Source organism: Streptomyces sp. NEAU-174, from assembly GCF_052665095.1.
In genome coordinates, this window is the sequence record NZ_JBQTCE010000008.1 from 272,607 (window position 1) to 287,442 (window position 14,836).

Sequence of the window (14,836 nt, forward strand, 5' to 3'; positions counted from 1 at the left end):
ATACCCGACTACGCTCACCGGCATGGCCGACCGCTCCTCCGAGAAGTCCTCACCCGTCTATGTGATCGGCGGTGGACCGGGCGGACTCGCCGCCGCCGCCGCGCTCAGCCACCGCGGGATCCACGCCGTCGTCCTGGAGAAGTCCGACGCGGTCGCCGCGTCCTGGCGGAACCACTACGACCGGCTGCATCTGCACACCACGCGCAGACTCTCCGCGCTCCCCGGGCTGCCGATCCCCCGGTCCTACGGACGGTGGGTCGGGCGCGACGACGTGGTGCGCTATCTGGAGCGCTATGCCGAGCACCACCGGCTGGACGTCGTCACGGGCGTCGAGGTCTCCCGCATCGACCGGTCGGCCGACGACACGGAGTGGGTGCTGCGCGCCACGGGCGGCCGTGCGCTGTCCTCGCCCGTGGCCGTCGTCGCGACGGGCTTCAACCACACCCCGCGGCTGCCGGACTGGCCGGGCCGCGCCGGCTACACCGGCGAGCTGCTGCACGCCGCCCACTACCGCAACCCCCGCCCCTTCGAGGGCCGTGACGTCCTGGTGGTCGGCGCCGGCAACACCGGCGCCGAGATCGCGGTCGATCTGGTCGAGGGCGGCGCGGCCCGGGTGCGGCTGGCGATCCGCACCGTGCCGCACATCCTGCGCCGCTCGACGGCCGGCTGGCCCGCGCAGGCCACCGGCATCCTGGTGCGCAGGCTGCCGCGGCGCGCGGTGGACCGGGCGGCGCGGGTGATGTGCCGGGTGAGCATGCCGGACCTGACCGAGCACGGTCTGCCCTGGCCCGACACCGGGCTCTACACCCGCGTACGCGAGGGTGCGATCCCGGTCCAGGACGTGGGGCTGGTCGACGCGGTGCGGACGGGACGGGTGGAGGTCGTCTCGGCGGTGGACTCCTTCGATCTGGACAAGGTGGTTCTGGCCGACGGCTCACGGATCGGCCCCGAGGTGGTGATCGCCGCCACCGGCTACCGGCGCGGCCTGGAGGAACTGGTCGGCCATCTGGGCGTGCTCGACGACCGCGGCCGCCCCCTCCCGCACGGCCGGCGGACCCTGAAGGGCGCGCCGGGTCTGCACTTCACGGGCTATACCAACCCGATCAGCGGAATGCTGCGCGAGCTGGCCATCGACGCCCGGAAGATCGCCAGGACGGTCGCCCGGACAACGGCATGACGGCGGGGCGGCATGACGGCGGGGCGGGGCGGGGCGGGGCGGGCCGCGATTCCGCCGGCCCCTCCGTCACCCTGCGTGTTCCCCGCGCCCCGAGCATTCCTGACAGGCCGTCAGTTCAGTAACCTGACTACTGGGTAATGTGACTTGGCGTCAGTTTTGCTATGGCGGCCGACGCCGAATCCCCTGGTCACCTACCCGGTTATTGGCCAACGAGCAGGAGTGGCGGATACCGATGCTTGGATCGACCTACGGCACCCTGACCACCAACTCCCGTCATGCCCGCGCCGTCGCGTGCGGTCAGGCCCCCGGCCCCGCCGTGCATGTCCACAGCAGGACCGCGGCGGGCGGGACCGCCGAAGGCGTGGACGACGTGGACGTCAGCGGGCGCCCGCTGATGTCCGCCGTCCCCGATCTGGACCACTTCTTCCATCCCGAGTCGGTGGCCCTCATCGGCGCCTCCGACGCGGACGGCCGCCCCAACACCGGTATCACCCGCCAGCTCCTGGCCTGGGCCGAACACGTCGGCGCCCGGTTGCACCCCGTGCATCCCTCCCGTCCCGCCGTCTTCGGCATTCCGTGCGTACCGTCCGTGGCCGCGCTGCCCGAACCCGTCGACCTCGCCGTCCTCCTCGTCCGCGACCCGCTCCCGGTGATCGAGGAACTCGACGGGAGCAAGGTGAGGTTCGCCGTCGTCTTCGCCTCCGGCTTCGCCGAGACCGGCCCCGAGGGCGCCGCCGCGCAGGCCCGGCTGGCCGCCGCGGCCCGCGGCGCCGGGCTGCGGCTGCTCGGCCCCAACACCAACCTCAACGCCTTCGAGAAGTTCCGCGACGACCTCGACGGGCCCGCCATCGCCCTCATCACCCAGTCAGGCCACCAGGGCCGCCCGGTCTTCACCCTCCAGGAACTCGGCATCCGGCTCAGCCACTGGGCCCCGACCGGCAACGAAGCCGATCTGGAGACCTCCGACTTCATCTCCTACTTCGCCACCCGGCCCGAGGTCGGCGCCATCGCCCTGTACGCGGAGGGGCTGAAGGACGGCCGCGGCTTCCTCCTCGCCGCCGACCGGGCCGCCCGCGCCAAGGTGCCCGTCGTCGCCGTGAAGGTCGGCCGCACCGAGACCGGCGCCCGCACGGCCGCCTCCCACACCGGCAAGCTGACCGGCTCGGACGCGGTGGTGGACGCGGCCATGCGGCAGTTCGGCGTGATCCGCGTGGACGGCCTGGACGAGCTTCAGGACACGGCGGCGCTGCTCGCCCGCGCCCGCCCGCCGCTCGCCGACGGCGTCGTGGTGTATTCGATCTCCGGGGGCACCGGGGCCCACTTCGCCGACCTCGCCACCGCGGCGGGCCTCCCCCTGCCCACCCTCTCCCCCGAGAAGCAGACCGAGCTCCACCAGTGGATACCCGGCGATCTCAGCGTCGCCAACCCGGTGGACAACGGCGGACACCCGGTCGGCGACTGGCGCGGCCGCAAGATCATCGACGCGATCCTCGCCGACCCCGCCGTGGGCGTGCTGATCTGCCCGATCACCGGCCCCTTCCCGCCCATGAGCGACAAGCTGGCGCAGGACCTGGTGGACGCGGCGGAGCAGACGGACAAGCTGGTGTGCGTGGTGTGGGGCTCGCCGGTCGGCACCGAGGACGCCTACCGCACCACCCTGCTGGGCTCCTCCCGCGTGGCCACCTTCCGTACGTTCGCCAACTGCATCACCGCCGTGCGCGCCTATCTGGGGCACCACCGCTTCACCGCCTCCTACCGCTCCCCCTTCGAGGACGCCCCGCGCACGCCGTCCCCCTCCCTTCGCAAGGTGCGCGATCTGCTGCGCCCAGGAGACCGCCTGAGCGAGCACTCGGCGAAACAGCTGCTGCGGGCGTACGGCATCCGGGTGCCGCGCGAGCAGCTGGTGACCAGCGCGGCCGCGGCCGTCCGCGCCGCGGGTCTGGTGGGCTACCCCGTGGTCATGAAGGCGTCCGCGCCGCAGCTCGCCCACAAGACCGAGCTGGGGCTGGTCCGGCTGGGGCTGACCTCGGCCAGCCAGGTCCGCGACACCTATCGGGAGCTCACCGACATCGCCCGCTACGAGGGCGTCGAGCTGGACGGGGTGCTGGTCTGCCAGATGGTCGAGCGCGGGGTGGAGATGGTGGTCGGCATGAGCCAGGACCCCCTCTTCGGGCCGACCGTGACCGTCGGTATCGGGGGCGTGCTCGTCGAGGTCCTCCGTGACGCTGCCGTACGCGTCCCCCCGTTCGGCGAGGACCAGGCGCGCGCGATGCTCGCCGAACTGCGCGGCCGCGCCCTCCTCGACGGGGTGCGCGGCGCTCCCCCCGCCGATGTGGACGCTCTCGTCGAGGTCGTGCTGCGGGTCCAGCGCATGGCCCTGGAGCTCGGGGACCACCTCGCCGAACTGGACATCAACCCGCTGATGGTGCTGGAACGTGGCCAAGGTGCCGTGGCACTGGACGCCCTGGCGATCTGCCGCTGACGCATGGAGCGTTGCCATGACCTCTGCCCCCCTTGAAGACTCCCGTGACTCAGTTCTACGGCACACCACTGACAACGGCGTCTCGTGGATCACGCTCAACCGCCCCGAGGCGATGAACGCCATCACCCCCGACCAGCGAGAACACCTGATTTCGCTGCTGGACCACGCCTCCGCCGACCCGTCCGTCCGGGCCGTCGTGCTGACCGCCACCGGCAAGGGCTTCTGCGCGGGAGCGGATCTGCGCGGCGCGCCGGACGGGGCGGAACGCGTCGCGGGCGATGTCGCCCGGCTGATCCGCGGCGGAGCGCAGCGGCTGATCGCCGCCGTCCTCGACTGCGAGAAGCCGGTGATCGCCGCCGTCAACGGCACCGCGGCTGGGCTCGGCGCCCACCTCGCCCTCGCCTGCGATCTGGTGCTGGCCGCCGAATCGGCTGTGTTCATCGAGGTGTTCATCCGCCGCGGTCTGGTCCCCGACGGGGGCGGCGCGTATCTCCTCCCCCGGCTGATCGGCCCACAGCGCGCGAAGGAGCTGATGTTCTTCGGCGACGCGCTGTCCGCCGCCGAGGCCGAGCGGCTGGGGCTGGTCAACCGGGTCGTCCCGGACGACGACCTGGCCAAGACCGCCCGCGCCTGGGCGGAGCGCCTCGCCGCGGGGCCCACCCGCGCCCTGACCCTCACCAAGGCGCTGGTGAACGCCTCCCTGGAGGCCGACCGCCCGGCCGCGTTCGCCGCCGAGGCGGCGGCGCAGGAGATCAACATGACCACGGCCGACGCGCAGGAGGGCGTCCGCGCGTTCGTCGAGCGCCGGCCGCCCGGGTACCGAGGCCGCTGAGGCCGCTGAAGCTTCGCGCTATCAGGGAACCCGGGACAGCAAGGCAGAACCCGAGTAAGCCGAGTAAAGCCGGGCAAGCCGGACAAGCCGAGAAACTCGAGCAAGCGAGAAAGGGGGACGGGGCCATGATGGGACACGCCGGTATGGCCGCCACCGCCGTCCGCTACCTCCGGGCGGTCGGCTCGCCGACCGCCTCCGTACGACCGGTGGACCCGCTGCCCCCGCCGGAGCTGCGCTGTGTGCGCGACGATGAGCGGCCCCTGGTCGACCCGGCCGAATTCCGCCGGGTGCTGGGCCACTTCGCCAGCGGGGTCACCGTGATCGCCACCGTCGACGAGATGGGACCGGCCGGTTTCGCCTGCCAGTCCTTCGCCTCGCTGTCGCTGGATCCGCCGCTGGTCGCCTTCATGGTGGCCCGCACCTCCACGACCTGGCCGCGCATCGCCCGCGCGGGCGTCTTCTGCGTCAATGTCCTGGGCGCGCACCAGGGCGAACTGTGCCGCTCCTTCGCGATCAGCGGCTCCCGGCGCCCCGACAAGTTCGCGGGCGTCCGCTACGAGCCGTCCCCGCTCACCGGCTCACCGCGGCTCGCGGACGTCCCGGCGTGGATCGACTGCGCGATCCACGCCGTACACACGGGCGGCGACCACCTGGTCGTGGTCGGCCGCGTCCGGGCCCTGGGCACGGACGCGGCCGCGGCGCGATCGGGGCCGCTGCTCTTCCACCGCGGCTCCTTCGGGGAATTCACGGCGCTCCCCTGAGGCCGCCCATTTGCGCAAGCCTTCACGGCCCGCATCCGCATACCCGCGCAGCCCGCATCCGCACACCCCCACGACCCGACTCCACGAACCCGCGACCCACATCCGCACGCCTTCATGGTCCGTCTCCGCGAGCCCGCGGCCCACATCCGCACAACTCACGGCCCGACTCCACGAACGCGCAGCCCACATCCGTAGCCCTCACGGCCCGACTCAGCGAACGCGCAGCCCACATCCGCACACCCTCACGGCCCCTCCCCGTGAGCCCGCGCGGCCCCACGTGGGCGTCCGGCGGATCGTTCCCCGCCCCGTCCCGCAGCGCGGATGTGCGGCTCCGCAGCGTGGCAGGGCTTCGGCCCCCGGACCGCGGGGTCTGGGGCGGAGCCCCAGTTTCGGGAAGGGGCGGGAAGGGGAACAGCCCGCCGCAGGCGGCACATCCCGCCGCCCCCTAGACCGTCGCCGACACACCCTTCGCCCCCGGCCCACGCTGAATGACCAGCGACATCAGCGCGGCGATCGCACACAGCGCCCCCGCGCCGTACCAAACCACGTCGTACGAGCCGAAGGCATCCCGCGCCGCGCCGCCCACGAAGGCCACGACCCCGGCCCCCACCTGGTGGGAGGCGAGCACCCAGCCGAAGACGATCGCGCTGTCCTCCCCGTACTGCTCCCGGCACAGCGCCATCGTCGGCGGCACGGTGGCGACCCAGTCGAGACCGTAGAAGACGATGAAGAAGAGCATCGGTGGATGGACCGCGTCGTCGAGCAGGATCGGCAGGAACATCAGGGAGAGCCCGCGCAGCGCGTAGTACACGGCCAGCAGACGTCGCGCGTCGAAGCGGTCGGTGAACCAGCCGGAGGCCACCGTCCCCACGATGTCGAAGACGCCGATGACGGCGAGCAGGCTCGCGGCGGCCGTCACCGGCATGCCGTGATCATGCGCGGCGGGCACGAAGTGGGTCTTGACGAGGCCGTTCGTGGAGGCGCCGCAGATCGCGAAGGCGCCCGCGAGCAGCCAGAAGGAGCCGGTGCGCGAGGCCGAGGCGAGGGCCTTGACGGCCCGCCGGGCCGCGCCGCGCCGGGGCGCGGGCCGCGGGGCGGGCGGCCCGTCGGCGCCGTACGCGGCGAGGCCCACGTCCGTGGGGTAGTCGCGCAGCAGCAGCCAGACGAGGGGGACGATCGCCAGCGCGGCGACCGAGACGGTGATCGCGGCAGGCCGCCATTTGTGCCATTCGACGATCCAGGAGAGCAGCGGGAGAAAGATCAGCTGCCCGGAGGCCCCGCCCGCCGTAAGGATGCCGGTGACCAGCCCGCGCCGGGCCACGAACCACCGGTTGGTCACGGTCGCGGCGAAGGCCAGCGCCATGGAGCCGCTGCCGAGGCCGACCAGCACACCCCAGCACAGGATGAGCTGCCAGGGCTCGCTCATGAAGACCGTAAGGCCGCCACCGGCCGCGATGACGACGAGTGCGGCCGCGACGACCTTACGGATGCCGAAGCGATCCATTAGGGCGGCGGCGAAGGGCGCGGTGAGCCCATAGAGGGCGAGGTTGACGGAGACCGCGAACCCGATCGTGCCGCGCGACCAGCCGAACTCCTCATGGAGCGGATCGATGAGCAGACCGGGCAGGGAGGCGAATCCGGCCGCGCCGATGATCGTCACAAAGGCGATGGCGGCGACCGCCCAGGCGCGGTGCGGCAGCCGTAGGAGGGCCCGTCGTGCGGGCCGGGCGGGCTGTTCCGGCTGTTCGTCCTGTTCAGGGGCTTCGGAGAGCTCGGTCGTCTGCGTCACCGGACCAGCATCGGGCAGCGGGTCGGCACGGACGAGTGGCCCGAGGGACAGCATTCGCTAGGATCGGGCCACGCCCTTTTTGGGGCCGTGTCCGACTACAGGACGGATTCAGACTCAGAGCCGTGTCCGACTCAGAGCCGTAACCGAACGACGGGAGGCCGGAAGTGTCCCCACCCCAGCCCCAATCCCCGCCCCCTCCCCCACCCGAAGCCGCTGACGCGCGCCATCGTGTCGTCGTCCTCGCCCTCCCTGGCGTGATCCCCTTCGAGCTTGGCATTCCGTACCGGATCTTCGGCAAGGCCCGCTCCGCCGACCGCCGGCGGCTGTACGAGGTGGTCACCTGCACCCCCGAGCCCGGTCTGGTGCCCACGGACGCCGACTTCCCGATCGCCGTGGAGCTCGGCCCGGAGGCCCTCGCCGGGGCCGACACCATCGTGGTGCCCGCGTCGTACGAACTCGGCCCGGTCCACGAGGAGGGCCGGATGACCGAGCCGCTCGGCACCGCGCTGACCCATGCCCGGCCGGGCGTGCGCTGGGTGTCCATCTGCACCGGTTCGTTCGTGCTGGCCGCCGCCGGGCTTCTCGACGGCCGCCCGGCCACCACCCATTGGTCCAGCGTCGACCACTTCCAGCGCCTCTTCCCGACCGTCGAGGTCGATCCGAATGTGCTGTTCGTGGACGACGGCGACGTGCTCACCTCGGCCGGTGTCGCCTCGGGGATCGACCTGTGTCTGCATCTGGTGCGGCGCGACCACGGCACGGCCGTGGCCAACGACGTGGCCCGGCACAGCCTGGTGCCGCCCCACCGCGACGGCGGCCAGGCCCAGTACATCCCGCGCCCGCTGCCCGAGCCCCAGCAGGCCACCACGACGGCGGCCCGGGCCTGGGCGCTCGGCCGGCTGGACCGGCCCATCTCGCTGCGGGAGCTGGCCGCCCAGGAGTCGATGAGCGTACGGACGTTCACCCGCCGCTTCCGCGAGGAGGTCGGCGTCAGCCCGGGCCAGTGGCTGACCCAGCAGCGGGTGGAGCGGGCCCGCCATCTCCTGGAGGGCACCGATCTGTCGGTGGACCAGGTGACGCGCGAGGCCGGTTTCGGCTCCCCCGCGTCCCTGCGCCAGCACTTCCAGACCGCCGTGGGTGTCTCCCCCACCGCCTACCGCCGTACCTTCCGCGCGGGCGCCGAGGCCGGTACGGCTCCCGGCGCCGACGCCCGCGCGTAAGGCTCAGCGGGTCAGCCGCCAGCTGCGCACGTGCACCCAGGTCATGTCCCGCCACCACTGCGCGTTCCAGTCGCCGCTGTGGAAGCGGAACAGCGAGATGGTCTCGGCTGTGAACCGCTTGGGCGGGTCGGCGGCCAGGGTGTCCAGGAACTCCCCGATCTCCTCGTAGAGGTCGGGCCGCAGGGTCAGCTCATGGGAGGCGATGGACAGATGCGCGCGGAAGCGGCCGGGGTCCAGCGGATTGGCGCGGTAGTGGTCCATTGGCTCAGCCACGGGCGCCATCGCCCGGCGCACCGTGTCGAGCAAGTTGGTGATCCCGGGGTTCGGGGAGCCATCGGGCAGGTCGTGGAGATTGAACCCGATGCCTCCTCCGCCCTTCTCGATGCCCAAGTTGTACGCGGTGAAGGCGGCGGTGCCCGCCAGTGCCGTACCGATCCGGCCGGTCAGCTCGTCCTCGGGCGCGTCGGTGGGCATATTGCCCGCGAGGGTGGCGTGGGGCGGGTAGGCGGCGCAGGAGACCAGCCCGTACTGCTGCCTGAGCAGCAGATGGAGCTCGGTCAGCAGGGCGCAGGTGCCGGGATCGGGGCGGAGGAAGACGCCGTAGCGGAAGGACGAGGCGGCCGAGGGCGCGGACATGGTTTCTCCGGTACGTCAGCGGCGTGGCTCCGGGCTCCGGCGGGCGGACCCCCGGTTCAGCGCCGCGCGGGATGGGTCGGAGGCGGGGCGGTGGTGGTTCCGGCCACCAGCGCCCCGCGCAGGGCGATGTGGCGGATGGGCATGGAGCGGTCCTCACGGAGTTCCAGCAGCAGGTCGATGGCGCGTCGGCCGACCTCGTCCAGCGGCTGGCGCAGCGTGGTCAGTCCGAGGAGCGGGGTGGTGAGCGGCCCGATGCCGTCGAAGCCGGTGACCGACATGTCGTCGGGCACCCGTACTCCGGCTCGACGCAGCCGTTCCAGGACACTGACCATGGCGTCGTCCTGGGGGCACATGATCGCTGTGATCTCGCGGTCCTCGAGCAGTGCGGGCACCGCCTCGACGGGGGCTTCCGGGCCGTCGGTCAGTTCGGTGACGACGGTGTCGACGCCGCGTTCCCGCAGGCCGCTCACCATCGCGGCGGTACGGGCGTACTGCGTGATCGACAGCGCCTCCGGCACCAGCAGCACGGCCACCCGGCGGTGCCTGAGGGACACCAGGTGGTCCACGAGCTGCTCCGCGCCGTCCTCCTCGTCGCAGTAGACGCTGTTGATCGCCGGGTGCGGCTCCGGCCGTCCGGCGACGACCGTCGGCACCCGTTCGACGAAGGGGGCGATGTCCCGGGCCGGAAGCAGACCGCTGCACACCACCAGCCCCTCGACCCTGAGGGAGAGGAGCGTCTGGAGGGCACGGCGCTCCTCGGCGAGGGCGAAGTCCCGTACCCCGGTGGCGGTGACGACCCGGTAGCCGCCTTCGATGGCGCGCCCCTGGAGCGCCGCGTGGAGATGCCCGTAGAAGGGGCGGACGGCGTCACGGACGAGCACCCCCAGGGTGTGCGTCCGCTGCGCGACCAGCCCCTGCGCCATGGCGTTCTTGACATAGCCGAGCCGCTGAGCGACGTCGAGGATGCGCGCGCGGGCCTCCTCGCTGATGCGTCCCTGCCCCAGCAGGGCCCGGGAGACCGCGGACTTCGAAACGCCCGCTTCCCGCGCGATGTCGATGATCGTGGGCGCCTTATTGGCCTTTTCCTCCGTCACCGGCTACCAGTACCACAGCTCATGGAGCCGTCCCGGGTCGGGCCGTGGGGCAGCAGGCCGCGGTCGGCGAGGACGGCGCGGGCGGCCGCGGCCCCGGTCCACAGCCGGGCGTCCCAACCGTGCTCCCTGGCCGCGTCGATGTTCTTACGGCGGTCATCGAAGAAGAGGACGCGCTCCGGCGGTGTGCCGAGGAGTTCGGTCATCCGCCGGTAGACGGCGGGGTCGGGCTTGGCGATGCCGTGGTCAGCCGAGAACATCAGCCGGTCGAAGTGCGCGGACCAGTCGCTGCGTTCGGCGGTCCTGGCCAGCACTTGGGGGGCGTTCGACAGCAGCGCGAGCCGGGCGCCATGCCGCCGCAGATCCTCCACCAGGGCGTGGGAGGGCCCGTCGAGCCGTGTCCAGATGTCGACTTCGGCGCTCACCAGCGCGTCGACCGTGCCGGGGCGCAGCGGGGCGCCGAGTGCGCCGGCCACGGCCGACCAGTAGGCGATGTCGGAGCTGCCGAGGTCGTAGGCGTCGCGATATGCCCAGTACGCCTCGGCGAACGCCGCTTCCTCGACGCCGAGCAGCCCGGCCAGCCGCTCCTCCAGACCGGACAGCCCGCGTGGCCGTGTCAGCACCTCGCCGAGGTCGAAGACCACGGTGAGAGGGGTGTCCATCTCGGCTGCCGTATCGGCTGTCACATCGACTGCCGTATTGACTTTGGCTGTCACATCGACTGCCGTCTCGGCTGCCTTACCGGCTGCGCCATCCAGGCGGGAACGTTCCACCAGGCCAACGTAACCGGCGGAGCCCACAAGCTGGGCAACGGCGACGGGAAGGCCGGGTGAACAGCCCTCGTCGTCAGACGCACTGGACGCTCCCCGTGCAGAATCGGACGCCGCCCGTTCAGAACCGGACACCGCCCGCTCAGAAGGTGAGGACGGCGCGCGCCACCCGGCCGTGGTGGGCGTCGTCGGCGGCCTTGGCGAAGTCCTCCAAGGGGTAGGTCCGGCTCACGAGTTCGTCCAGCAGCAGCCGCCCCTGCCGGTAGAGGTCGGCGTACAGCGCGATGTCGGCCTGTGGCCGTGAGGAGCCGTAGCGGCAGCCCAGGATGGACTTGTCCAGATACATGGAGGAGACGCGGAAGGCCGCCTCGGCGTCGGCGGGCGGCACCCCGAGCAGCACCGCCTGGCCGTGCCGGTCGAGCAGATCGACGGCCTGGCGGATCAGCCGGGTGGAGCCGACGCATTCGAAGGCGTGGTCCGCGCCGGTCGGCAGGATCTCCCGTACGGCGTCGGCGGAGGGGACGAAGTGGGTCGCGCCGAACCGCCGGGCCATCGGCTCCTTCGCGGGATTGGAGTCCACGGCGACGATGGGCGACGCCCCGGCGATCCGGGCCCCTTGCAGCACATTGAGCCCGATGCCGCCGCTGCCGATGACGACGACCGACTCACCGCGGTCCACCTTGGCGCGGTTGAGCACGGCGCCGACGCCGGTGAGGACGGCACAGCCGATGAGGGCGGCGGGGACGAGCGGGATGTCCTCGGGGATCGGCACCACCTGGACGGCGGTGACGAGGGTGCGCTCGGCGAAGGCGGAGTTCGAGGCGAAGTTGTACAGCCGCTCGTCGCCGCGGCGGAACGGCCGGGTCGGACGGCCGATCGCCGCGCGGCACATGGTGGGGCGGCCCCGGGCGCAGTCGGCGCAGGTCCCGCAGTTGGCGAGGGTGGAGAGGGCCACATGGTCGCCGGGTGCGACATGGGTGACGCCCGGCCCGACCTCCTCGACCACGCCCGCGCCCTCGTGGCCGAGGACCACGGGGAGGGGGAAGGGGATCGTGCCGTCGACGACCGACAGATCGCTGTGGCACAGCCCGGCGGCGGCGATGCGCACCAGCACCTCGCCGGGGCCGGGGGCACGCACCTCCAAGTCCTCGACCACGCGCGGCGCGGTGCCGTCGAAGATGACGCCTCTCATCCTCATCACCCTTCCGGTGCCTCAGGCGACCCAGACCAGCGACTGGAGTTCGCTGTACGCGTGCAGCCCGAACGAGCCGCCGTCGCGGCCGATTCCGCTTTCCTTGAAGCCGCCGAACGGTGTCTCGGGGTGGCGCTGGGCGGTGTTGATGCCGACGTTTCCGCTGCGCAGACGGGCGGCGAGGGCCCAGGCGCGGCCCGCGTCGGCGCTGAAGACGTAGTCGTAGAGGCCGTAGGGGGTGGCGTCGGCGATCCGCACCGCCTCGTCCTCGTCATCGAAGGGCAGGGCCACGACGACCGGGCCGAACAACTCCTCGCGCGCGACGGTCATCGCGGGGTCGGCGTCGGCGATCAGCGTGGGGGCGACGTAGAAGCCGGGCTTGAGCGCGGGGCGTTCGCCGCCCACGACGATCCGGGCGCCCTGCTCACGGGCGCCGGAGACATACGCCTCGACGCGATCGCGCTGCGCGGCGGAGATCAACGGACCGACGACCGTGGAGTTATCCACAGGGTCCCCGATCTTCAGTGACTCTGCGTAGTGTGTGAGTGCGGCGATGACCTTCTCGTACAGCGATCGATGTACGAGCACGCGGGTCGGAGCCGTGCAGATCTGTCCGCTGTGAAAGGAGAAGGTCGAACCGACCGCCCCGACCGCCGACGCGATCACTCGCTCGTCGGCGTCCCCCAGGACGATGGCCGCGCCCTTGCCCCCCAGTTCCATCAGGGTGCGCTTCATCGACCGCCCTGCGGATTCGGCGATCTTCTTCCCCACGGCGGTGGATCCGGTGAAGCTGACCATGTCGACACCGGGGTGCGCGACCAGCGCCTCGCCGGCAGCCGCGCGCGAGCCGGTGACGACATTGAAGGCACCGTCCGGGAGCCCGGCCTCCTTCAGCAATGGGCCGAGTTCGAGACAGCACAGCGGATCTTGCGGCGCGGGTTTGGCCACGACCGTATTGCCCATGGCCAGGGCCGGGGCCACCTTGCCCGCGAGATTCGTGAGAGGGAAGTTGTAGGAGGTGATGCAGCAGACGACACCCAGGGGACGGCGGACCGCTGCCGCCCCGATCAGCCCGCCGGGCGCCAGCGGGGTGGCGGCCAGGGGCAGCGGGGCCAGCGGCACGGTGTCCGGTTCGAGGGCGCCGCGCGCATAGCGGCGGAAGCGGTCGATCGCCGGGGGCACCTGGAGGGACGAGGTGACGCGCAGCGTCGCCCCGGTCTCCGCCTGGACGAGGGGCACCAGGTCCGGGGCGTGCTCGGCGAGCAGATCGGCGGCCCGGTCGAGTACGGCGGCGCGTTCCTTTGGGGCGGTGCGCGACCAGCCGTCGTACGCGGCCCGGGCGGCCCGGACCGCGGCGTCCACATCGGCCGGGCCGGCCTCGGGGGCATGGCTGACGGTCTCCTCGGTGGCGGGGTTGATGACGGGGTAGTGCCCGTTCCCGGGAGCCCGCCACGAGCCGTCGATCCAGTGCGCGTAGGTCTTCGTCATCGGCGTGATTCCTTGGGGAGGTGAAGTACGCGCTCGGCGATGATGGTGCGCTGGATCTCGTCGGAGCCGCCGTAGATGGTGTCGGCGCGGGAGAAGAGGAAGAGACGCTGGAAGGCGTCGAGTTCGTACGGCCGGCCGGCGGTCCAGCGCGCCGGGCCGAGTGCGGCCGCGGCGCCTCTCACCTGCACGGCCAGCTCGCCGAGCCGCTGATGCCAGCCGCCCCACAGCAGCTTGGCGACGCTGGGCGCGCCGGGGTCCTGCGGTCCGGAGTACTGGGGGCCGGGGTGCTGCGGGCCGGAGTGCCGCGGTCCGGAGTCGGGCGAGCCGGGGTCGGGTGAGCCGGGGGCCTGGGGGTCCGCGCTCCTCGGGGGGAGGTCATGGGGGGCGGCCTTCCGTGGGGCGGGGTCCCGGGCCGGCCGGGCGGAGTTCGGGGCGGGGGGCTGTGCGCTGCCCAGGGTGCGCAGGGCGTTCCAGCGCATGGCCTTGAGCTCGGCCCACTGCCGTATGAGCCGGTCACGCAGGACGGGCTCCTCCGCGGCGCCGGTCTCCAGCGCCAGCCGCACCACTCGGCTCAGCTCCTGGGCAAAGCCGATCTGCTGGACCAGGGTGGAGACCCCGCGCTCCACCGCCAGCAGGCTCATGGCCACGCGCCAGCCGTGGCCCGCGCCGCCGACGAGGTGTTCGGCGCGGGCCACGGCCCCGTCGAAGAACACCTCGTTGAACTCCGCGGTCCCGGTCAGCTGCCGGATCGGCCGCACCTCGATCCGTCCCGGCTGGTCCATCGGCACCAGCAGAAAGGAGAGTCCATGATGGCGCTGTGAGCCCTCCTCGGTGCGCGCCAGCACAAAGCACCAATCGGCCTCATGGGCGAGGGAGGTCCAGATCTTCTGCCCGGTGATGCGATAGGTGCCCTCGCCCGGGTCGCGAACGGCGCGGGTCCGCAGCCCGGCGAGGTCCGAACCGGCGTCGGGTTCGCTGTAGCCCTGGCACCACACCTCCTCGCCACGGGCGATGGGCGGCAGGAAGCGGGTGCGCTGGGCGGAGTCGCCGTGGGCGAGCAGAGTGGGCCCGAGGAGGTTCTCGCCGATATGGCCCAGCCGGCCGGGCGCCCCGGCGCGGGCGTACTCCTCGGCCCAGACGACCTGTTGGGTCAGCGTCGCGGCGCGGTTGCCGTACGCCCCGTCCGTCCGGTCCCAGCCCAGGCCGATCCAGCCGCCCGTGCCGAGCTCCCGCTCCCAGGCGCGGCGTACGGCCATGTCGCCGTGCGCCTCGCCGGGGTGGCCGCCGGTCTGCTGCTTGAGGGCGGCGAACGGTCCGGTGAAGTGCTCGGCCAGCCATTCGCGCGCCTCGATGCGGAACCGCTCGTCCTCCGGCCCGAAAGCGAAGTCCACAGCCTCT

At 72.5% G+C, this 14,836-nt stretch carries 12 protein-coding genes; 5 read left to right on the top strand and 7 right to left on the bottom strand.

Annotation, left to right across the window (positions count from 1 at the left end; genetic code table 11):
• Positions 1 to 22 precede the first annotated feature (22 nt).
• The 4 genes from ACT2CW_RS24465 (at position 23) to ACT2CW_RS24480 (ending at position 5,252) form a co-directional block, all read left to right on the top strand.
• On the top strand, positions 23 to 1,177 hold the full coding sequence (locus tag ACT2CW_RS24465; protein ID WP_445518281.1) for a flavin-containing monooxygenase: 1,155 nt from the start codon (positions 23 to 25) through the stop codon (positions 1,175 to 1,177).
• A gap of 232 nt (positions 1,178 to 1,409) precedes the next feature.
• Positions 1,410 to 3,659 carry an acetate--CoA ligase family protein gene (locus tag ACT2CW_RS24470; RefSeq protein WP_445518282.1) on the top strand — a complete coding sequence of 750 codons (2,250 nt, stop codon included), beginning with the start codon at positions 1,410 to 1,412 and terminating at the stop codon, positions 3,657 to 3,659.
• A gap of 16 nt (positions 3,660 to 3,675) precedes the next feature.
• Positions 3,676 to 4,491 (top strand): enoyl-CoA hydratase/isomerase family protein, encoded by an 816-nt coding sequence (locus ACT2CW_RS24475; RefSeq protein WP_445518283.1) that lies wholly within the window; start codon positions 3,676 to 3,678, stop codon positions 4,489 to 4,491.
• Between the two features lie 143 nt (positions 4,492 to 4,634).
• The gene (locus ACT2CW_RS24480) at positions 4,635 to 5,252 is read left to right on the top strand and encodes a flavin reductase family protein (protein ID WP_445518411.1); all 618 of its coding nucleotides are present in this window, start codon (positions 4,635 to 4,637) and stop codon (positions 5,250 to 5,252) included.
• Between the two features lie 445 nt (positions 5,253 to 5,697).
• On the opposite strand, the gene ACT2CW_RS24485 is transcribed toward ACT2CW_RS24480, so the two are convergent.
• The gene (locus tag ACT2CW_RS24485; RefSeq protein ID WP_445518284.1) at positions 5,698 to 7,095 is read right to left on the bottom strand and encodes an MFS transporter; all 1,398 of its coding nucleotides are present in this window, start codon (positions 7,093 to 7,095) and stop codon (positions 5,698 to 5,700) included.
• 110 nt (positions 7,096 to 7,205) lie between these two features.
• On the opposite strand from ACT2CW_RS24485, the gene ACT2CW_RS24490 reads away from it, so the two are divergent.
• A complete protein-coding gene (locus ACT2CW_RS24490) occupies positions 7,206 to 8,261 on the top strand; it encodes a GlxA family transcriptional regulator (protein WP_445518285.1) in 1,056 nt (351 codons plus the stop codon).
• Positions 8,262 to 8,264: 3 nt separating this feature from the next.
• Here the strand turns inward: ACT2CW_RS24490 and ACT2CW_RS24495 are convergent, their stop codons facing one another.
• From ACT2CW_RS24495 to ACT2CW_RS24520, 6 genes are all read right to left on the bottom strand, one after another.
• On the bottom strand, positions 8,265 to 8,897 hold the full coding sequence (locus ACT2CW_RS24495) for a 2'-5' RNA ligase family protein (RefSeq protein WP_445518286.1): 633 nt from the start codon (positions 8,895 to 8,897) through the stop codon (positions 8,265 to 8,267).
• A 56-nt stretch (positions 8,898 to 8,953) separates the two neighbouring features.
• Positions 8,954 to 9,991 carry a LacI family DNA-binding transcriptional regulator gene (locus tag ACT2CW_RS24500; protein WP_445518287.1) on the bottom strand — a complete coding sequence of 346 codons (1,038 nt, stop codon included), beginning with the start codon at positions 9,989 to 9,991 and terminating at the stop codon, positions 8,954 to 8,956.
• Positions 9,988 to 10,650 carry an HAD family hydrolase gene (locus ACT2CW_RS24505; protein ID WP_445518288.1) on the bottom strand — a complete coding sequence of 221 codons (663 nt, stop codon included), beginning with the start codon at positions 10,648 to 10,650 and terminating at the stop codon, positions 9,988 to 9,990. Before ACT2CW_RS24505 ends, ACT2CW_RS24500 begins: the two co-directional genes overlap by 4 nt.
• A 250-nt stretch (positions 10,651 to 10,900) precedes the next feature.
• A complete protein-coding gene (locus ACT2CW_RS24510) occupies positions 10,901 to 11,950 on the bottom strand; it encodes a Zn-dependent alcohol dehydrogenase (RefSeq protein WP_138914345.1) in 1,050 nt (349 codons plus the stop codon).
• Positions 11,951 to 11,971: 21 nt separating this feature from the next.
• A complete protein-coding gene (locus ACT2CW_RS24515; protein WP_445518289.1) occupies positions 11,972 to 13,438 on the bottom strand; it encodes an aldehyde dehydrogenase family protein in 1,467 nt (488 codons plus the stop codon).
• Positions 13,435 to 14,829, bottom strand: coding sequence for an acyl-CoA dehydrogenase family protein (locus ACT2CW_RS24520; protein WP_445518290.1), 1,395 nt, complete (start codon positions 14,827 to 14,829; stop codon positions 13,435 to 13,437). Before ACT2CW_RS24520 ends, ACT2CW_RS24515 begins: the two co-directional genes overlap by 4 nt.
• Positions 14,830 to 14,836 lie beyond the last annotated feature (7 nt).

Coding starts and splice junctions, on each gene's coding strand:
- ACT2CW_RS24475 (WP_445518283.1), top strand. CDS start 3,676: ATGACCTCTGCCCCCCTTGAAGACTCCCGTGACTCAGTTCTACGGCAC.
- ACT2CW_RS24465 (WP_445518281.1), top strand. CDS start 23: ATGGCCGACCGCTCCTCCGAGAAGTCCTCACCCGTCTATGTGATCGGC.
- ACT2CW_RS24495 (WP_445518286.1), bottom strand. CDS start 8,897: ATGTCCGCGCCCTCGGCCGCCTCGTCCTTCCGCTACGGCGTCTTCCTC.
- ACT2CW_RS24505 (WP_445518288.1), bottom strand. CDS start 10,650: ATGGACACCCCTCTCACCGTGGTCTTCGACCTCGGCGAGGTGCTGACA.
- ACT2CW_RS24485 (WP_445518284.1), bottom strand. CDS start 7,095: ATGCTGTCCCTCGGGCCACTCGTCCGTGCCGACCCGCTGCCCGATGCT.
- ACT2CW_RS24510 (WP_138914345.1), bottom strand. CDS start 11,950: ATGAGAGGCGTCATCTTCGACGGCACCGCGCCGCGCGTGGTCGAGGAC.
- ACT2CW_RS24515 (WP_445518289.1), bottom strand. CDS start 13,438: ATGACGAAGACCTACGCGCACTGGATCGACGGCTCGTGGCGGGCTCCC.
- ACT2CW_RS24480 (WP_445518411.1), top strand. CDS start 4,635: ATGGCCGCCACCGCCGTCCGCTACCTCCGGGCGGTCGGCTCGCCGACC.
- ACT2CW_RS24470 (WP_445518282.1), top strand. CDS start 1,410: ATGCTTGGATCGACCTACGGCACCCTGACCACCAACTCCCGTCATGCC.